Raw genomic sequence first — 18,312 nt, forward strand, 5'->3', positions numbered from 1 at the left:
CGAACCGGGATCAAAGGCGCAAATTCTAGCGCCAGGCTGCTTTCTGCGCACCGATATCCGTAGGGTGGATGGCGCTTCATCCATTCACCATTGCTAAATTCCGCTGGATGAAAAGAGCGTCATCCACCCTAGGTGGCACCGCTGTGGCTAACCCGGATCGCGAAAGCCCGGGTACAGGGCATTGCCCACGGCCACGCTGACCGAGTCGCGGGTGGCGATATCGATGCCTTCGCTGGCCACTTCGGCGAGAAAGTCGATCTGCTCCGGGGTGATCACGTAGGGCGGCAGGAAGTACACCACGCTGCCCAGCGGGCGCAGTAGCGCACCGCGCTGGAGTGCATGCTGATAGACCTTGAGGCCCCTGCGCTCCTGCCAGGGGTAGGCGGTCTTGCTGGCCTTGTCCTGGACCATTTCGATGGCCACCGCCATACCGGTCTGGCGCACCTCGGCGACATGCGGGTGATCGGCCAGGTGCGCGGTGGCGCTGGCCATGCGCGCGGCCAGGGCTTTGTTGCGTTCGATGACGTGGTCCTGCTCGAAGATGTCCAGGGTCGCCAGCGCCGCGGCACAGGCCAGCGGGTTGCCGGTGTAGCTGTGCGAGTGCAGGAAGGCGCGCAGGGTCGAGTAGTCGTCGTAGAAGGCCTGATACATCTGGTCGGTGGTCAGGCAGGCGGCGAGCGGCAGGTAGCCGCCGGTCAGCGCCTTGGACAGGCAGAGAAAGTCGGGGCGGATACCGGCCTGCTCGCAGGCGAACATCGTTCCGGTACGGCCGAAGCCGACGGCGATTTCGTCATGGATCAGGTGCACGCCGTAACGGTCGCAGGCCTCGCGCAACAGCCTGAGGTAGACCGGGTGGTACATGCGCATGCCGCCTGCGCCCTGGATCAAGGGCTCGACGATGACCGCCGCCACTTCGTGGTGGTGCTCGGCCAGGCACTGTTCCATGTGGGCGAACATGGCGCGCGAGTGCGCCTCCCAGCTCATGCCTTCGGGGCGGTGGTAGCAATCCGGGCTGGGCACCTTGAGGGTGTCCAGCAGCAAGGGTTTGTAGGTGTCGGTGAACAGGGCGACATCGCCGACCGACATGGCCGCCACCGTTTCGCCGTGATAACTGTTGCTCAGGGTGACGAAGCGTTTTTTCGCCGGCTGGCCGACGTTGAGCCAGTAATGAAAGCTCATCTTCAGCGCGACTTCGATGCAGGAGGAGCCGTTGTCCGCGTAGAACACCCGGTCCAGGCCTGGCGGGCTGAGCTTGACCAGGCGTTCGGACAGCTCGATCACCGGGGCATGGCTGAAGCCTGCGAGCATCACGTGCTCCAGCTGGTCGACCTGGTCCTTGATGCGTTGATTGATGCGCGGGTTGGCGTGGCCGAATACATTGACCCACCAGGAGCTGACCGCATCCAGGTAGCGCTTGCCGTCGAAGTCCTCCAGCCACACGCCCTCGCCACGCTTGATCGGCACCAGGGGCAGCCGTTCATGGTCTTTCATCTGCGTGCAGGGGTGCCAGAGCACGTTCAGGTCGCGTTGCATCCAGTGGTCATTCAGGCTCATCGAACTGCTCTCCCAATCATCTGCGGCAAGCCTATCAGATGCGTCGCTGGCGATGTACGGCACGCCTGTGGCGCGAGATCTACCGGGCCGATGACTCGGCCCAGGCTCAGGCGGTTGGCGAGGGTGCTCGGCGCTATTTGGCTGAACGTCTGCGTACCCCGCGCACCGCCAGTTCGAGGGGGCAAAATGGCCGGTAAAGGGATCGTATTTCTCGATATTTCATAGCGAATTTTTTCGCCTTTCATCGATAGATTTGTTGTTAGGCTTGCAGCCCATCGTTTACTACCGGGTACTGGTAACAGCGCCTTCTTTCCGGAGCCTCGCAATGCAGTGGCGCAACTCCCCCACCCGTTATGGTTTGGTCAGCATCCTGTTGCATTGGTTGGTGGCCTTGGCGGTCTTTGGCTTGTTCGGTTTGGGCTACTGGATGGTCGGCCTGGACTACTACAGTGGCTGGTACAAGACCGCGCCTGATATGCACAAAAGCCTCGGCATTCTGCTGTTTCTGGTCATGCTCGCCCGCATGCTCTGGCGTGGCTTCAGCCCCTCGCCGAACAGCCTGGCAAACCATGGCCAGCTGACCCGTCTGGGCAGCAAGTTTGGCCACGCCTTCCTCTATCTGGGGTTGTTCGTGCTGATGCTCTCCGGTTACCTGATTTCCACCGCCGAAGGGCGTGGCATCAGCGTATTCGGCCTGTTCGAGGTGCCGGCGACCCTGACCAGCATTCCCGATCAGGAAGATGTCGCCGGTCTGGTGCACGAATATCTGGCCTGGGCTCTGGTGATTTTTGCCGGTATCCACGCGCTGGCCGCACTGAAACACCACTTTATTGATCGAGACCGCACCTTGCTGCGCATGCTCGGTCGCTGATAGCCGATTAACCCCGTCTCTCTGTGTGTGGAAACCCCCACGTCCCGACTGCACAACCTCTCAAGGAGAATGTCCCATGCTGAAGAAAACCCTCGCTACATTGGTTCTGGGAACCGCCCTGCTCGGCGCCGGTTCGGCGATGGCCGCCGACTACGCCATCGACACCGAAGGCCAGCATGCCTTCGTCAATTTCAAGATCAGCCACCTGGGCTACAGCTGGTTGTACGGCAGTTTCAAGGAATTCGATGGCAGCTTCAGCTTCGATGAAAAGAACCCTGAAGCCAGCAAGGTCAATGTCACGCTGAACACCAAGAGCGTCGACACCAACCATGCCGAGCGCGACAAGCACATCCGCAGCGGTGACTTCCTCAACGTCGACAAGCATCCGACGGCGACCTTCGCCTCCACTTCGGTGAAATCCACCGGCGAAGGCACAGCCGACATCACCGGTAACCTGACCCTCAATGGCGTGACCAAGCCGGTGGTCATCGCGGCCACCTTCGTCGGTCAGGGCGATGACCCGTGGGGCGGCTACCGTGCCGGTTTCAGCGGCAACACCACGCTCAAGCTGAAAGACTTCGATATCCAGAAGGATCTTGGTCCGGCCTCTCAGGACGTCGAGCTGATCATTTCGGTGGAAGGTGTGCGTCAGTAAACACAATCGTCTGCAACAAAAACGCCGACCCTGAGGTCGGCGTTTTTCTGTGCGGCTGACAACCCCGGCGAAGTCCGGGGTCTTCAGTGCTGCAGCTTAGCTGTCGCGGTTGCGCGTCAGCAGGGCGGGTTTCTCGCCGCGCGGGCGACTGCTCTGCAACTGGTCGAGCTGTTCCGGGGTCGGCAGGCGATCACTGCGTGAGCCTTTGTGGACAATCACCGGCTGCTTGTCGCGGGTGCTTTTTACCGCAGGCTCCTGGCGCGGCAGTTCATCGCGGTTGAGCGAGGTGCTGCTGTCGCGCGGTGGGCGCGCACGGCCGGAGCCGTTACGACCCTGGCCGGCCGAACCTTGGCGTTTGCCTTGGCCTGCACCCGCACCGCCACCTGTATTGCTGCGCGGGCCTTTGCCCTGGCTGCGAGGCTGGCCAGCACCGTTGCCGGTCGCCGCAGCACCTGGCCGACGGCCACGATTCTGCTGCTTGTTCTGGTTCGGGCTGACGTAGTCGACACGGTTGCCGAAATTGTCGATCTCGTCATCGCGGAATTCGTCGGGCGCGCGATCCGGTGGCAGGGTGGGCACGGCTGCTGCGGTTGGCGCCGCGGGGCGTGCCGCACGGGGCTGCTGCTGGCGGCCCGGCTGAGCTTTAGCCTTGCCGCTATCCTTGCCCTTGTCCTTGCGGCCGCCACCGTGACGTTCGCCGCTTGGGCTGCCGCCGCGCGGTTGGCGCGGCTTTTGCGGCTCGCGCACTTCCGGGCGTTCGGCTTCGACTGTGCTGGCGTCGAAACCCATCAGGTCGCCGTCGGCGATCTTCTGCTTGGTCATCCGTTCGATGCCGCGCAGCAGCTTTTCTTCATCGGGTGCGACCAGCGAAATCGCTTCGCCACTGCGTCCGGCACGGCCGGTGCGGCCGATACGGTGTACATAGTCTTCCTCGATATTTGGCAACTCGAAGTTGACGACGTGCGGCAGTTGGTCGATGTCCAGGCCCCGCGCCGCGATGTCGGTGGCGACCAGGATGCGCATCTTGTTCGTCTTGAATTCGGCCAGGGCCTTGGTGCGGGCATTCTGGCTCTTGTTGCCGTGGATCGCCACCGCAGGCAGGCCGTGCTTGTCGAGGTACTCGGCCAAGCGGTTGGCGCCGTGTTTGGTGCGGGTGAACACCAGCACCTGTTCCCAGGCACCGGCGGTGATCAGGTGGGCGAGCAGGGTGCGCTTGTGGCTGGCCTGGATGCGGAATACGCGTTGTTCGATGCGCTCGACCGTGGTGTTCGGCGGCGTTACCTCGATGCGTTCCGGGTTGTGCAGCAACTTGCCGGCGAGGTCGGTGATGTCCTTGGAGAAGGTCGCCGAAAACAGCAGGTTCTGGCGCTTGCTCGGCAGGCGCGCGAGGACCTTCTTGACGTCATGGATAAAGCCCATGTCGAGCATGCGGTCGGCTTCATCGAGTACCAGGATTTCGACGTGGCTCAGGTCGACGCTGCCTTGTCCGGCCATGTCGAGCAGGCGGCCTGGGCAGGCGACCAGTACGTCGACGCCTTTGGCCAGGGCTTGCACTTGCGGATTCATGCCAACGCCGCCGAAGACGCAGGCACTGACGAATTTCAAGTCGCGGGCATAGACCTTGAAGCTCTCATGCACCTGGGCGGCCAGCTCGCGGGTGGGGGTCAACACCAGCACGCGTGGCTGCTTCGGGCCATGGCGGTGTTCGCGATCCGGGTGACCGTTGGGGAACAGTCGTTCGAGGATCGGCAGGGCGAAGCCGCCTGTCTTACCTGTACCCGTCTGGGCGGCTACCATCAGGTCACGTCCTTGCAACACGGCGGGAATGGCCCGCAGTTGCACCGGCGAGGGTTGGGTGTAGCCGACGGATTCGACCGCGCGGACTAAAGCCTCGGAGAGACCGAGGGAGGCAAAGGACATGTGAAATCCTGTCTAGTGAGGGCGAGGCCCTATGGGGTGTATTGCCTTGCTTGAATCGCGCGTTTGGGGGGGCGCAATCCCGTCCGGTACTGCTGACCACTGGGGGCTAGCATCCGGGCGCAAGCCTGGCGGGAAGGCCCGAGTATAACAGAGCGACGCTGTTGTGTAGCTGTTTGCCTGCTAAATGGCGCAATGGGCCGCTCAAGGGGGCTATGGCTGTGCTGTGGCGGGTGAGTGATTCGGCTTTGGCTGCTTCTGTGCTGGAATTTCCGGTTTTTGAGCCGTCTATGGCGCAAGGACGGTAAGCCCCGAGTTGCATGCTATCGGCGAAACAGTGGGTCGTGATTGAGCACTCAGGAGTATCAGTGATCGGTAATCGCGAGTTGCTTGACTTGAGTTCGCTTGATGGAGCCTGCAGCACGTCATCGTGGGCGCTAGCCAGACGCGGGAGCCCCACGAGCGCAGGTATTCGCACGTAGCGGTGCAAATCAGACACGGTTGCCGCCACCGCGTTGACGAGCTTGTAGCAACAAGCTGGCGGCGATTTCGTCGAGCGCTTTGACTTCGTCGGCGGCGCCCAGCGCCACGGCCTCGCGCGGCATGCCGTAAACCACGCAGCTGGCCTCGTCTTGAGCGAGCGTGTGGGCACCGGCTGCGCGCAGCTGTTGCATGCCGCTGGCGCCATCTTTGCCCATGCCCGTCAGCAATGCGGCTATCACGTTGCGTCCGGCGCAGCGAGCCAGCGAGCGAAACATCGGGTCGACGGCGGGGCGGTGGCCATGTTCGGCAGGGCCTTGATCCAGGCGCACCACATAGTTGGCGCCAGAGCGTTCGACCAGCATATGGTAGCCGCCGGGGGCGATGAAGGCGTGTCCGGGAAGAATGCGCTCCCCGCCCTGGGCTTCGCTGACACGGATGTGGCACATGCGGTCCAAGCGCTCGGCGAAGGAACGGGTGAACCCGGCGGGCATGTGCTGGGTGATGACGATCCCGGGGCTGTTGGCCGGCATCTGCAACAAGACCTGTTTGATGGCCTCGGTGCCGCCGGTGGACGCGCCGATGGCGATGACCTTCTCGGTACTCAGCAGTGGCGCGTGCAAGGGCGTGCTGGGCGTCTGTCCGGTCTCGGAACGGATACGCTTGATGCAGGCGTGGCGAGCTACTTTGATTTTGTGGCAGATCAATTCGGCATAGTCCTGCATGCCCTCGCGGATTCCGAGTTTGGGTTTGGCGACGAAGTCCACTGCCCCCAACTCCATGGCGCGAAAGGTGGCTTCGGCCCCGGATTCGGTCAACGAAGAGATCATCACCACTGGTGTTGGGCGAGCGGCCATGAGCTTTTCCAGAAAGCTCAGGCCATCCATGCGCGGCATTTCGATGTCGAGGGTGATCACATCGGGAGCAAACTGTTTGACCATGTCCCGTGCGACATAGGCATCGGGGGCGCAACCGACGCAGCTGAGTGCGGGGTCGTTGTCGATGATTTCCTTGAGCAGGGCACGGATCAGCGCCGAGTCGTCAACCACCAGCACCTGGATCGGCATTGCGCTCTCCTAGAACAGTTCGACGGCGCCAGCTACGCGCGCCTTCTTGATTTTCATGCTGTATTCCTGCTCGCGGTCGATGAGGGTCGAGTTGTGCAGGGACTTGAGCTTTTTAACCAGTACCCGGCCACTGGCTGGAAAGAAGTAAACCTTGCGCGGGTAAACATCCAGCAAGTCCTGGGAAACGATCTGGATACCTTCGGTATGCAGGTAGTCCAGCACGAAATCGGCATTGCGTTGACCGACATTGTTGATGGTGAGGCCGCGTAAGACCGCGCCGCCACCGAACACCTTGGCCTCGAAATTCTGGCGCCGAGCGCCGAGTTTGAGCAGGTGGTTGACCAGCAGTTCCATGGCGTACACCCCATAACGGGCAGAGGCCGAAACCGGGCTTAGCGCTTCATTGTTATTGCCTGGCAACATGAAGTGGTTCATGCCGCCGATACCACTGACACGGTCACGTAGACAGACCGATACGCAGGAGCCTAAAACCGTCACGATGAGAATGTCGCGCGAGGTGACGTAGTACTCGCCTGGCAGGATTTTCACCGTCTCGCTGTTGAAGGTGGGGTCGAAGTAGCAGTTGGGAGCTAGATGCGCCTCGAATTCCTCTTCCATGCATCATTTCCTTTGGGTCGGACGGTAGACGGTGCGCCCGACCAGCCTGACTAAGTGAGTAGCTTGGATGAAACTCTCCGAATGTCCGGCGAAGAACAGACCGTCGTCCCGTAGCAGGCGCACCATGCGTTCAAGCAGGCGGGTCTGGGTGACTTTGTCGAAATAGATCATCACGTTGCGGCAGAAGATCGCGTCCAGGCCTGGCTCGATTCCCCAGTCGGAATCCAGCAGGTTGATCTGGCGGAACTCGATCAGGTCGCGCAGTTGGTCGCGCACACGCACTTTGCCCAACTGGTTTCCCTTGCCGCGTAGAAAAAAGGCACGCTTGCGTTCCGCGCTGAGGTCGTCGAGGCGCGTTTCGGCGTAGATACCCTGGCGCGCCGTGTTGAGTACTCCGGTATCGATGTCTGAGGCGACGAGTTCAACCGGCGGGGTGAAGTTTTTGAAAGCTTCGATCAGGCTGATCGCCAGGGAATAAGGCTCTTCGCCAGTGCTGGCGGCTGCCGACCAGATACGTAGCTTGCGCCCGGCTTGGGCATGGCTACGCGCATAGTCAGCCAGCACCTCGAAGTGATGAGCCTCACGGAAAAATGCGGTGAGGTTGGTGGTCAGGGCATTGATGAATAGCTGCCATTCTTCCTCGTGTTCATTCAGGTAGGTGAAATAGGCCGAGAACTCCGTCAGCCGCAGGGCCCGCAAGCGGCGGGCCAGGCGGCTGTAGAGCATCTGGTCCTTGCTGTCGGCCAACTTGATGCCGGTTTGCTGATAGAGCAGGCGGCGCGCCTGCTCGAAATCGGCCGGGGTGTAGTGAAACTCGCGCAGCGTGGCCTGTTCACTCATCGCAACCGGGCTCTACTGCAGGCCCGCGTGGGCCTCCTCGAGATTGCCATTGTCTAGAACTCTTCCCACTCGTCCTCCTTGACCTTCTTGGTGGGTGGCAGGCTCTTCAACTTGGTGACCGGCGCTTTGACTTCAGGTCTGGCCGAAGCGCTTGGTCTGCGTGGCGCCATACTGGTCTGATGAGGCTTGGCGGCCTGGTCGAAGCGGAACACCGCCACCGATTGGTTGAGGGTGGTAGCCTGCTCTTGCATGGCTTCGGCAGCGGCGGCCGCCTGTTCGACCAGGGCGGCGTTCTGCTGAGTCATCTCGTCCATCTGGCTGACGGCGATATTGATCTCCTCGATACCGCTGCTCTGCTCCACCGACGCGGCGGCGATCTCGGCCATGATGTCGGTGACCCGTTTGATGGCGACCACGATTTCAGTCATGGTCTGGCCGGCCTGGGCGACCAGGGTGTTGCCGTTGTCGACTTTATCCACCGAGTCGGAAATCAGCGTTTTGATCTCCTTGGCAGCCGCCGCCGAGCGCTGCGCCAGGGTGCGTACCTCGGCCGCCACCACGGCGAAGCCGCGGCCCTGATCACCGGCGCGTGCGGCCTCGACTGCAGCATTCAAGGCGAGGATGTTGGTCTGGAAGGCGATGCCGTCGATGACGCCGATGATGTCTGCGATCTTGCGTGCCGAGTCGTTGATCGACGACATGGTATGCACTACTTGTTGCACTACATTGCCACCGGTAGTGGCGACCTCCGAGGCATTGACCGCCAGGGAGTTGGCCTGACGCGCATTCTCGGCATTGAGTTTCACCGTGGACGTCAGCTCCTCCATGCTGGACGCGGTTTCCTCCAGGCTGGAGGCCTGCTCTTCGGTGCGTGACGAGAGATCGGAGTTGCCGGCGGCGATTTCGCTGGCGGCGGTATAGATAGTGTCGGTCGCTTCGCTGATTTGACCGAGCATGCGCGACAGGCTTTGCGTGGTCTCGTTGGAGTAGTCCTTGAGCTGGCCGAAGGTACCCTGGTAATCGGCTTCTATGCGCTGGGTCAGGTCGCCTTCGGCGAGTGCGCCGAGCACCCGAACGACATCTTTCAGTCCTTTGTCGGCGGTCTCCACTAGCTGGTTCAGGCCATTGGCCAGGTTAAGGAAGAATCCCTGCTTGCCGGCTTGGCTGATGCGTTGGGTGAAATCGCCCTCGCTGGCCGCCTTGACCAGTTGCCCGACCTCTTCTTCGACGGCCACCTCCAGAGTGCGATCCAGCCATTCCACCACCGAGCCGAGTCGCTCGCCGTTGTCGGCGAACACCGGGTTTACGGTCAGCCTGAAAATGCGTCCACCCACCTCGATCTGCGCGGTATGTGTGCCGTTGAGGCGGGCGAGCATGCCTTTCTGGTGTTCCGGGTTCTTATGGAACTGGTCAATGTTGGAGCCCATCAACTTACCCGCGTCGAACTGTGGCAGGGCCTTGCGGATATCGCTCTCTGCCGTCTGCAACATGCTTTGCACGGTCTTGTTGGTGTAAATGATGGTACGTTCGTTGTCGGCGATCATCACGTTGGCCGAGACATTGTCCAACGCGCTCTTGACCCGGGCATTGTCGCGGGCCGCGACGGCAGACTTTTGCAGTGAAGCCAGCATGGATTTGACGGCAGCCATCACGCTGTTTTCAATGACCACGGGGGGCAGGTCGAGGTCGAGGCGACCTTCGGCAATGCTGGTGGTGATACTCGCCAGTTCCTTGGGGTCGGCACCGAGCTGGCGTTTGACGCTGCGGATCAGCAGGAAGGCGAGGACGCAGGCCAGCAGGATCGAGAGGGCGCCAATAGCCAGCAGCAGCTGAATGGTGCTGCTGGCATCCTCTTTGGTTTGCACGCCCTGCTGGTCGACCAACTTGTTCTCGTAGTCGATAAGCGCGCTGATGTCCTTCGCATTAGCGTGTTGTGCGGTTCTCAGGCTCGTCAGCAAATAGTTTCGCGCTTGCTCGTAAAGGCCTGCCTCGAACAGCCGCTGGTACTCTACGACGCCGTCACGGAAGACTTTTTCGGAAGCCTGAAGTTCCAGCAGGATTTTCCGACCTTGTTCCGTGGTAATGGCCTGCTCGAGTTTGGCTTGCAGCTCATCTGCGGTTTTCTCGAATTCCGTGATTTGCTGTTTCTGCGTTTTGACCATCTCCGCATCGTCTTGTGCAATCAGCATGGTCCGCACGGAGCGGGCAATGGAGTTGGTCTGGTTGATATAGGCATTGGCCCAGAAAATCTTGGGGAGGCTGCTTTCCACCATCTCTTCGAGGTTGCCGCGCAGGTTATCGATCTGTTTCACGCTCAATGCAATTAGCAGCATCAGCAACGCCACCAAGGTGGCGAAGCAGAGCGACAGCCGCTGGACCAGGGTCAGATTGGTCAGATTCATTGTGATCTCCTTGTGTTGCTCTGGTGAGTTCCTTCAAGCGTTGCTGTGATCGATCAGGGTCAGCTCGTCACTGGACATCAACTTCTCGATGTCCACCAGGATCAGCATGCGTTCTTCCACCGATGCCAAGCCCATCAGGTACTCCGTGTTAAAGGTGCTGCCGAACTCCGGAGGTGGCTTGATGGCGTCTCCGTCCAGGGCAATCACATCGGACACTGAGTCCACCACGACTCCGATGATGCGTTTCAGTACATTGAGAATGATCACCACGGTGAACTGGTCATAGGTCACCGTGGGCAGATTGAATTTGATGCGCAGATCGATGATCGGCACGATGGCGCCGCGCAGATTGATCACCCCCTTGATAAAGACCGGGCTGTTGGCGATGGCCGTGACCTGGTCGTAGCCGCGAATTTCCTGCACGCGCAGGATGTCGATGGCGTATTCCTCCTGGCCCAGGGTAAAGGTCAGAAACTCCTGGGTGGGTTCGCTACTGCGGATGCTCTCACTGCTGTTATGCATGCTGTGCTACTCCTTGGCCGGCGAGACGGGGCAGGGCGTCGATGTCGAGAATTAGCGCTACGCTGCCATCGCCCATGATGGTGGCGCCGGTGATACCGTCGATGCGCCGAAAGTTCTGCTCCAGACTCTTGATCACCACTTGCTGCTGGCCGATCAGCTCATCCACCTGCAAGGCAAAGGTGTTGCCCTCGGCCTCGAGGATCAGCACGATGCCGCCCACCGCGGGTGGTGGGTCCGCGGTGAGGTTGAGCAAGCTGTGCAAGGAGAGCAGCGGCAGGTATTCGTTGCGTACGCTGATGACCGAACTACTGCTTCCGCTCATGCTGTAGAGGTGTTCGGCTTTCAGCTGCAAGGACTCGACGATGTAGGTCAACGGCACCACGTAGTGCACCTTGTCCACCTCGACGATCATGCCGTCGAGAATGGCCAGGGTCAGCGGCAGGCGAATAACGATATGGGTGCCTAGACCTACTGCTGAATTGATGTCGATGCGTCCGCCGATCGAGGTAATGTTGCGCCGTACCACATCCATGCCCACGCCCCGGCCGGACAGGTCGGTGACCGCGTCGGCGGTGGAAAAACCTGGCATGAAGATTAGCTGCCAGACCTCGCCGTCCGGCATGTCGTCGCTGACCGCCATGCCTTTTTCCTTGGCCTTGGCCAGAATGCGCTCGCGTGACAGGCCCTTGCCGTCATCGCTGACCTCCACCACGATGCGTCCTCCCTGATGGTAGGCCGACATCCGCACCGAGCCTTGTTCCGGCTTGCCCGCCGCGAGCCGCTCGGCTGGGCTTTCAATGCCGTGATCGATGCTATTACGGACGATATGGGTGAGTGGGTCGGTGAGCTTCTCGATCACCCCCTTGTCCAGTTCGGTGTGTTCGCCGCGTAATACCAGCTCGACCTGCTTGCCCAGTTTGTTGGCGGTGTCGCGCACCACGCGAGGGAAGCGGTTGAAGATAAAACTGATTGGCAGCATGCGGATCGACATCACCGCTTCCTGCAATTCGCGGGTGTTGTGGTCGAGTTGATTGAGTGCTTGGAATATGCGCTCGTGTTCCCCAGGATCGAGCACCGAAGTCAGTTGGGCGAGCATGGCCTGGGTGATCACCAGCTCACCGACCTGGTTGATCAGGTTGTCGATGCGCTCGACGCTGACCCGAATGGAGCTGGACTCTGTCTCACCTCCAGCAGTGGGTAGCTTCTGGCCGGGTTTGGGCGCTGCAATGGGTTCGGCGGCAGCCGCAGTTACCGGCTCGGGTAGCGTTGCGCTTTGCGGCTGGGGTGGTGCGTCGAAGAAGCCGTAGGCGGAATCTTCGTCGTCTTGCCCGCTGACATGCAGAGGTTGCGCAGCTTCATCGCCGAATAGTCCGTAGGCATCTTTCTGCTGGGCCGAGGCTGCTGCCGCGTCATCGCCGAACAGGCCATAGGCCTCTTCGGCTGGCGCGAGTTGGCTGTCCGGGCTGTAGCGTTCGATAAGTGTCTGCAGGCGCTGGCTGACGGCTGCGACTGGCACGTCCACGGGTTGATGCCCAGTACGGTAGTTGTCGAGTAGCTGCGCGAGTACGTCGCGTGCTTCGAGAAACACATCGATCATTTCGGCGTGTAGCTTGATCTGCCCGCTGCGAATCTGGTCGAGCAGGGTCTCCAATACATGGGTAACGCCGGTCATCTCCTCGAAGCCGAACATGCCGCTGGAGCCCTTGATCGAGTGAGCCGCACGAAATATCCCGTTCAGTGCCTCTGCATCGGGATCCTGCAAGTCGAGGGTGAGCAGCAGGTTTTCAAGGTTTGTCAGGTGCTCTTCGGCTTCTTCGAAGAACACGCCGAGAAATTGGTCCATACCAAAATTCATCGTGGCCACCGTGGTCAGGTTTCAGGGCAATACCTTCTTAGTGACCTCGAGCAGCTTCGGCGGGTCGAACGGTTTGACCAGCCAGCCTGTAGCCCCGGCAGCCTTGCCTTGCTGTTTCATGGCATCGGTGGATTCGGTGGTCAGCATCAGAATCGGCGTGCCGCGGTAGTTGGGCAGGCCGCGTAAGTTTTTAATCAGGCTGAGGCCATCCATGTTCGGCATGTTCTGGTCGGTGAATACCAACTGATAGCTTTTGCGTTGGGCCTTGCCGAGGCCATCCTTGCCGTCCACGGCCTCATCGACGTCGTATCCGGCGGACCGCAGGGTGAAGCCGAGCATTTGCCGGATCGAGGCAGAGTCGTCGACTATCAGGATGGATTTATTCATAGGGTCCTTCCTCTTCGCACACTTAGTTAGGGGATTGCTGCCCTGCTGGGGTTGATAACGGTTGCGGGTGAGTTGCCAGATTTCGTCTGGGGGCAGCCCCCCAGCGAAGCTCGGCCTTTACGCTATTGCCTGGCGGGTGAAATTCCAGGTGCTGGCAGAGGTTACGAACCAGCTCCAGGCCGCGGCCGTGGTAGCGGGCGGGGGTGCTCTGATCGGGCGGCGAGCATAGCTGGCTGATGTCGAAGCCGGTGCCGCTGTCGGTGATCTGCACCTGCAGGCTGTTGTTCTGTGGGTGACCCTGTTGGCGAATGTCTATGTGGATTTCACCCTCAAGCAACGCGGCGAGACGTTCGTAGCGGCTCTCGAAGTAGAGTTCGAAGCCCTCCGGATGGTTCTTGATCGACGAGTCGAGGCCGAGCACGCCGTGGTCCAGGGCATTGCTCAGCAGTTCATTGAGAATCACCGCCAGCACACCTTGCCGCTCGCTCTCGAGCCCAAGGGTGGTGCACATATTGCCGACCATCGGGACCAGATCCAGACGCTGCAACTGCGGGGCACTGAGGGTCAGTTGCAGATGCCAGTCCTCGGCTATCTCGGCGCTGGTTTGCTGCTGGCCGGCGAAGCGGGTGTTGTCAGCGTTGCATTCGAGCAGCAGGCATGACAGGTCATCGTGCGGTCGTCGGTCGCCCATGTGCGCCTGCAGCGCCTGTTGCAGGCCTGCCAGCAGGTTCGGCGCGAGCGACTCTTGCTCTTGCAGGTAGTGTTCCAGGCGAGTCTGGCCGAATAGCTCACCTGCGGCGTTCTCTGCCTCGATCAGCCCGTCGGAGTACAGCAGCAGGCGCTGGTTGGGGCGTACGGCAATGGTTTCACACTCGCTCTCGAACGCCTCATCGGCGACTATGCCCAGCGGCAGGTTCAGCGATTTGAAGCGGCGGACGATCTGCCCTCGCTCATCCAGCAGCAGGGCCGAAGGAACGCCGCCATTCCACACCGAGAGGACGTTCTCACGCGGCCGATACACCGCCATCAGCGCGGCGACGAAGCGATCGGCCGGTGAGTAAGCGCGGTTGCGCAGGTTGAGCTCGCGGGCGATGCTGTCGAGATTGAAACCCTTGCCGGCCATGGCATAGAAGGTTTGCGACAGCGGGATCAGGGTCAGGGCCGCCGGTAGGCCATGGCCGGTCGCGTCGGCGAGCATCACATAGAGATCGCCATTGCTCGCGGGGCAGGCCAGCAGCAGGTCGCCGGAAACCTCACTGGCCGGTTGCAGCAGGTAGCGCACCTGAGGTTGATCGAGCAGGTCGCGGCGGACCAAGCGCTCCATCAGGAAGCTACTGATGCGCCGTTCCTCGGCTTCGGCAAGGTGATAGTGGCGCAGTTGACGATTCTGTTCGGCGACCTGCTCCTGCAAGGCGCAGATGCGGCTGAACGAAGTGATTTTGGCGGCGAGTATGCTGAAGTTGACCGGTTTGGCGATGAAGTCGTCGCAGCCGGCGTTGAGCGACGCGACCTGATCATCGGCCTCGTCCATGCCGGACAGCATGATGATCGGTCGCCAGCCGGTGTGCTTTTGCAGTTCGCGGATGGCGATGGTGGCGGAAATACCGTCCATGCCAGGCATCAGCTGATCCACCAGCACCAGGTCGAAAGGCTCCTGCTGGTAGCGCTGCACGGCCTGTTCGCCATCGCTGACCACTGTGCAGCGGTGACCCAGCGATCCGATGAAGGCCTTGAGCAGCATGCCAAGCGTGGCGTCGTCATCGACGCTAAGGATATTCAGGGACGGCACGATCAGGCTCAGCTGATCTTGAACAGTTTGTGGAAATTGGCAATTTCCAGTACATCCTTCGCCACCCCGTGCAGGTTGCACAGTTCCACCATCTTGTTCTGCGCCAGTGCTTTGTCGCGTAGCAGCAGGAGGATGCCCAGGGCTGCCGAGTCGATGTACTGCACTTCTTGCAGGTCGACGACCAGGCAGTGCACAGAGGACTTGGCCAATTCCTGCTCATAGGCATCACGGAAGGCTCGGTAGGCCTGGAAATCGAAACGTTTGCCCGGTCGAATGACGGCAGTGCTCGCTTCACTCATGGCAATGGACTCCTGTCCTTAGAAGAGATCAATCTCGCCGGCGTGCATGGACGTCTGGCTGACTGGGTTGTGCAGCTTGTTGCTGAGGTGCTGCTGGGCCCGCAAGTGATTTTGCTGGGCGTCCTGTGGCAGTTCGGCCGTGCCCTCGAGGTTGAGGGTAAAGTGCTCGAGCTGTTCCGAGTGTTTGCGCATTTGAGCCAGCAGTTGGCTGCTCAGGTCCTGGAATTGCAGGGCGGTGATGGCCGTATTGACATCGTCGGCCACCGCGCGGGAAACCTGCTCCAACTCTTCCACGGCATGCACGGTTTTGCCGTTCATCAGCTCCAGGTCCCCGAGCATGCTCTGAACCTGTTTCTTCGAGGTCATGGCGAAGCTCATGTCCTTGGCCGCCAGATGGCTGATCGCGGTATCGGCTTGTTGCAGCTCCTTGTGCACGATATTGATGTGGGTACGAATTTCCTCGGAGAACACGCTGGAGCGGGTCGAGAGCGCACGCACCTCGTCGGCGACCACGGCAAAACCACGCCCGGCTTGGCCTGCGCGGGCCGCCTCGATGGCGGCGTTAAGCGCCAGCAGATTGGTTTGCTTGGCGATGGCGTCCATGTCGCTGGTGGACTTCACGATTTCACCGATCTTGTGGGTAATGCGATCGATGCTGTCGACCAGTTCCATCGAGGTGCGACTGGTCTCGATGGTGGAGTCGACGAACAACCCCAGGGTTTGTTGGGTGGTGATGACGAACTGTTGGAAGCTCATGCCGCCTTCGGATGCGTCACTGTCGCTGTAGCGGTCGGTCAGCGAGGCGGCAATGCTGATCTGCCGCCCGATCAGATGACTGAGGTTGGTGAAACTGGCCGTCAACTGGTCGATGGCGGTGTTCAGCAGGCCGTCGACCTGGTGGCTGTGCAGGGTAATTTGCTGGGCTTGCTGGGCGACCGCCTGGCATAAGGGCTCCAGCACCTGAGTGTCTACCAGGGTGTCGCTGGTTGCGCTGGTTGCCGACTCGTCCGGCTGGCCTTTGCCAGCCTGGCGTAGCAGATAGGTCGTGCTGGCCAGGCTCGCCAGGGCACCGAGCAAGATCGCGCTCCAGGAAGAAAAATCGACGGTCAGCAACACCGTGCACAGCAGCCAGGGCAGCAGCAACAAGCTGGTCAGTAGAAACGCGGAGGGTTTCTGCGAGGTTTCGCCGAGCATCAAAGGTTCCCTGTGCAAGCGCACTGATTTATCTAGGCTTGCTATCAATCTAGGGTCAGCTGGGGCCTTGTCAAATACACGGTGAAACGATGATTGCACTGCCGGGGGCGGGTATGGCCTCAAAAGGCACGGCCATGCTGGACTGGGCCTTGAGCGCGGAGGGGGTTAGGCGGCGATAAAATATTTATTCAGAAGTAGCTAATGGCTATTTGTGCTGATGATTGGCCGATTCGGCGTATTGGGCCGGCGTAAGTGGCATCCGAAACCGGGCCGACCCGTAGCCCGCTGCACTCTCGCCCTTATTTGAGTTGACAGGGCGAGCCGTGAAGCAGCGCACCGCCCTGTCAGCAATCAGCATAGCGCGTGCAGTTGCTCTTACCATGCAGCAGTGTTCATCTGCTGCAGTATTTACCCCACGACCCTGTAGCAGGGCTCATAGGCGCTGCCGCCGGGTAACTTCATGCGGTGCTGGTCGACGAACGCCTGCAGCAGACGATCCAGCTGCTGCATGATGTCCCGGTCGCCGGTGATCTGATAAGGGCCGTGCTGTTCGATCAGACGGATACCTTGAACCTTGACGTTGCCGGAGACGATGCCGGAGAAAGCACGGCGCAATTGCGCGGCGAGCTCGTGTACCGGCTGATTACGGGTTAGCTTGAGGCTGGCAATGTTCTCGTGCGTGGGGTCGAACGGGCGCTGCAGGCTCTCGTCGATCTTCAGCAGCCAGTTGAAATGATAGGCATCGTCGTGGGCGCGGCGGTACTGGGTGACGTCCTTGATGCCCTGGGCCATCTCCCGCGCGACCTGATGCGGGTCGTCGAGAATGATTTGATAGCGCTGCTGCGCGACCGGACCCAGGGTGGCGCCAATGAACTCATGCAATTGCTGGATATAGGGCGCGCTGCTTTGTGGCCCGGAGAGGATCACAGGGAAGGGCAGGTCCTTGTTGTCCGGGTGCATCAGAATACCGAGCAGATACAGGAACTCTTCGGCGGTGCCGGCGCCGCCGGGAAAGATGATGATGCCATGCCCCACCCGCACGAAGGCTTCCAGGCGCTTTTCGATATCCGGCAGGATCACCAGTTCATTGACGATGGGGTTCGGCGCTTCTGCGGCGATGATCCCCGGTTCGGTCAAACCCAGGTAGCGCGCGCCGGTCACGCGTTGCTTGGCATGTGCAATGGTGGCGCCTTTCATCGGCCCCTTCATCACGCCGGGACCGCAGCCGGTGCAAATATCGAGACCGCGCAGCCCGAGTTCGTGACCCACGGTTTTGGTGTATTTGTATTCTTCGTGGTTGATTGAGTGCCCGCCCCAGCACACCACTATTTTCGGTGCTACGCCGGCGCGCAGCGTGCGGGCGTTGCGTAGCAGGTGAAAGACATAATCGGTGATGCCTTCCGAGCTATCGAGATCGACCCGATCGCTTTCAAGCTTGCTCTGTGTGTAGACGATATCGCGCAGGGCGCTGAACAGCATTTCCCGGGTGCTGGCGATCATCTCATTGTCAACGAAGGCGGCCGAGGGGGCATTGATCAGCTCAAGACGAATACCGCGATCCTGTTGATGGATGCGAATTTCAAAGTCCGGGTGGGCATCCAGCAGGGTTTTCGCGTTATCGCTGCCTGAACCGATGTTCAATATCGCCAGGGCACATTGTCGGAACAGCTCGTACACACGCCCTTCGCCCGCTTCACGAAGCTGCTGTACTTCGCGCTGCGAAAGCGTTGCCAGGCTGCCTTTGGGGGAAATTGACGCATTGGTTTTGTTGTTGATGACCATTTAGGCACTCCGTGGCGGTGATACGGCAGAGGCCGCGTGCGGGCGGTGGCCCTGGGCTGACCGACTAGAGGAACGGCTCG

General features: G+C 60.6%; 15 protein-coding genes and 1 pseudogene. 2 read left to right on the plus strand and 14 right to left on the minus strand.

Annotation, left to right across the window (positions count from 1 at the left end):
- Positions 1 to 147: 147 nt before the first annotated feature.
- Positions 148 to 1,554, minus strand: coding sequence for an adenosylmethionine--8-amino-7-oxononanoate transaminase (locus FBY03_RS09340; protein ID WP_147171917.1), 1,407 nt, complete (start codon positions 1,552 to 1,554; stop codon positions 148 to 150).
- Positions 1,555 to 1,879: 325 nt separating this feature from the next.
- Here FBY03_RS09340 and FBY03_RS09345 point away from each other — a divergent pair, with 325 nt between their 5' ends.
- Both FBY03_RS09345 and FBY03_RS09350 read left to right on the plus strand, forming a co-directional pair.
- Complete coding sequence (locus tag FBY03_RS09345) at positions 1,880 to 2,425, plus strand: cytochrome b (protein ID WP_147171918.1); 546 nt, start codon at positions 1,880 to 1,882, stop codon at positions 2,423 to 2,425.
- 76 nt (positions 2,426 to 2,501) lie between these two features.
- Entirely contained in the window at positions 2,502 to 3,080 is a 579-nt protein-coding gene (locus tag FBY03_RS09350; RefSeq protein ID WP_147171919.1) for a YceI family protein, read from the plus strand.
- A gap of 96 nt (positions 3,081 to 3,176) precedes the next feature.
- Here the strand turns inward: FBY03_RS09350 and FBY03_RS09355 are convergent, their stop codons facing one another.
- The 13 genes and pseudogenes from FBY03_RS09355 to ppnN all read right to left on the minus strand — a co-directional run bounded on the left by FBY03_RS09355 (position 3,177) and on the right by ppnN (position 18,232).
- Positions 3,177 to 5,000, minus strand: coding sequence for a DEAD/DEAH box helicase (locus FBY03_RS09355; protein WP_147171920.1), 1,824 nt, complete (start codon positions 4,998 to 5,000; stop codon positions 3,177 to 3,179).
- A gap of 488 nt (positions 5,001 to 5,488) precedes the next feature.
- Positions 5,489 to 6,544: a chemotaxis response regulator protein-glutamate methylesterase gene (locus FBY03_RS09360; protein ID WP_147171921.1), complete on the minus strand. Its 1,056-nt coding sequence runs from the start codon at positions 6,542 to 6,544 to the stop codon at positions 5,489 to 5,491.
- Positions 6,545 to 6,553: 9 nt separating this feature from the next.
- On the minus strand, positions 6,554 to 7,162 hold the full coding sequence (gene cheD / locus FBY03_RS09365) for a chemoreceptor glutamine deamidase CheD (protein ID WP_147171922.1): 609 nt from the start codon (positions 7,160 to 7,162) through the stop codon (positions 6,554 to 6,556).
- Positions 7,163 to 7,165: 3 nt separating this feature from the next.
- Entirely contained in the window at positions 7,166 to 8,002 is an 837-nt protein-coding gene (locus FBY03_RS09370; RefSeq protein ID WP_147171923.1) for a CheR family methyltransferase, read from the minus strand.
- Between the two features lie 53 nt (positions 8,003 to 8,055).
- On the minus strand, positions 8,056 to 9,651 hold the full coding sequence (locus tag FBY03_RS09375) for a methyl-accepting chemotaxis protein (protein WP_256677900.1): 1,596 nt from the start codon (positions 9,649 to 9,651) through the stop codon (positions 8,056 to 8,058).
- A gap of 216 nt (positions 9,652 to 9,867) precedes the next feature.
- Positions 9,868 to 10,404, minus strand: a pseudogene (locus FBY03_RS23230) (MCP four helix bundle domain-containing protein); the annotation flags it as partial.
- Positions 10,405 to 10,437: 33 nt separating this feature from the next.
- Positions 10,438 to 10,926 carry a chemotaxis protein CheW gene (locus FBY03_RS09380; RefSeq protein WP_147171925.1) on the minus strand — a complete coding sequence of 163 codons (489 nt, stop codon included), beginning with the start codon at positions 10,924 to 10,926 and terminating at the stop codon, positions 10,438 to 10,440.
- On the minus strand, positions 10,919 to 12,769 hold the full coding sequence (locus FBY03_RS09385) for a chemotaxis protein CheA (protein ID WP_371920763.1): 1,851 nt from the start codon (positions 12,767 to 12,769) through the stop codon (positions 10,919 to 10,921). Before FBY03_RS09385 ends, FBY03_RS09380 begins: the two co-directional genes overlap by 8 nt.
- A 33-nt stretch (positions 12,770 to 12,802) precedes the next feature.
- On the minus strand, positions 12,803 to 13,168 hold the full coding sequence (locus FBY03_RS09390) for a response regulator (RefSeq protein ID WP_147171927.1): 366 nt from the start codon (positions 13,166 to 13,168) through the stop codon (positions 12,803 to 12,805).
- 22 nt (positions 13,169 to 13,190) lie between these two features.
- Positions 13,191 to 14,957, minus strand: coding sequence for a fused response regulator/phosphatase (locus tag FBY03_RS09395; RefSeq protein WP_147171928.1), 1,767 nt, complete (start codon positions 14,955 to 14,957; stop codon positions 13,191 to 13,193).
- An 8-nt stretch (positions 14,958 to 14,965) separates the two neighbouring features.
- Positions 14,966 to 15,256: an STAS domain-containing protein gene (locus FBY03_RS09400; protein WP_147171929.1), complete on the minus strand. Its 291-nt coding sequence runs from the start codon at positions 15,254 to 15,256 to the stop codon at positions 14,966 to 14,968.
- Between the two features lie 18 nt (positions 15,257 to 15,274).
- Complete coding sequence (locus FBY03_RS23425) at positions 15,275 to 16,450, minus strand: methyl-accepting chemotaxis protein (RefSeq protein ID WP_147171930.1); 1,176 nt, start codon at positions 16,448 to 16,450, stop codon at positions 15,275 to 15,277.
- Positions 16,451 to 16,858: 408 nt separating this feature from the next.
- On the minus strand, positions 16,859 to 18,232 hold the full coding sequence (gene ppnN, locus FBY03_RS09410) for a nucleotide 5'-monophosphate nucleosidase PpnN (RefSeq protein ID WP_147171931.1): 1,374 nt from the start codon (positions 18,230 to 18,232) through the stop codon (positions 16,859 to 16,861).
- Between the last annotated feature and the right edge of the window lie 80 nt (positions 18,233 to 18,312).

It is taken from the genome of Pseudomonas sp. SJZ079, assembly GCF_007993865.1.
GTDB lineage: Bacteria > Pseudomonadota > Gammaproteobacteria > Pseudomonadales > Pseudomonadaceae > Aquipseudomonas.

What these genes read in the sequence shown, in the direction of transcription:
- FBY03_RS23425 (WP_147171930.1), bottom strand. Translation starts at nt 16,450, where the DNA reads ATGCTCGGCGAAACCTCGCAGAAACCCTCCGCGTTTCTACTGACCAGC.
- FBY03_RS09370 (WP_147171923.1), bottom strand. Translation starts at nt 8,002, where the DNA reads ATGAGTGAACAGGCCACGCTGCGCGAGTTTCACTACACCCCGGCCGAT.
- FBY03_RS09340 (WP_147171917.1), bottom strand. Translation starts at nt 1,554, where the DNA reads ATGAGCCTGAATGACCACTGGATGCAACGCGACCTGAACGTGCTCTGG.
- FBY03_RS09360 (WP_147171921.1), bottom strand. Translation starts at nt 6,544, where the DNA reads ATGCCGATCCAGGTGCTGGTGGTTGACGACTCGGCGCTGATCCGTGCC.
- FBY03_RS09355 (WP_147171920.1), bottom strand. Translation starts at nt 5,000, where the DNA reads ATGTCCTTTGCCTCCCTCGGTCTCTCCGAGGCTTTAGTCCGCGCGGTC.
- cheD (WP_147171922.1), bottom strand. Translation starts at nt 7,162, where the DNA reads ATGGAAGAGGAATTCGAGGCGCATCTAGCTCCCAACTGCTACTTCGAC.
- FBY03_RS09400 (WP_147171929.1), bottom strand. Translation starts at nt 15,256, where the DNA reads ATGAGTGAAGCGAGCACTGCCGTCATTCGACCGGGCAAACGTTTCGAT.
- FBY03_RS09385 (WP_371920763.1), bottom strand. Translation starts at nt 12,769, where the DNA reads ATGGACCAATTTCTCGGCGTGTTCTTCGAAGAAGCCGAAGAGCACCTG.
- FBY03_RS09390 (WP_147171927.1), bottom strand. Translation starts at nt 13,168, where the DNA reads ATGAATAAATCCATCCTGATAGTCGACGACTCTGCCTCGATCCGGCAA.
- FBY03_RS09350 (WP_147171919.1), top strand. Translation starts at nt 2,502, where the DNA reads ATGCTGAAGAAAACCCTCGCTACATTGGTTCTGGGAACCGCCCTGCTC.
- FBY03_RS09345 (WP_147171918.1), top strand. Translation starts at nt 1,880, where the DNA reads ATGCAGTGGCGCAACTCCCCCACCCGTTATGGTTTGGTCAGCATCCTG.
- FBY03_RS09380 (WP_147171925.1), bottom strand. Translation starts at nt 10,926, where the DNA reads ATGCATAACAGCAGTGAGAGCATCCGCAGTAGCGAACCCACCCAGGAG.
- ppnN (WP_147171931.1), bottom strand. Translation starts at nt 18,232, where the DNA reads ATGGTCATCAACAACAAAACCAATGCGTCAATTTCCCCCAAAGGCAGC.
- FBY03_RS09375 (WP_256677900.1), bottom strand. Translation starts at nt 9,651, where the DNA reads ATGGCTGCCGTCAAATCCATGCTGGCTTCACTGCAAAAGTCTGCCGTC.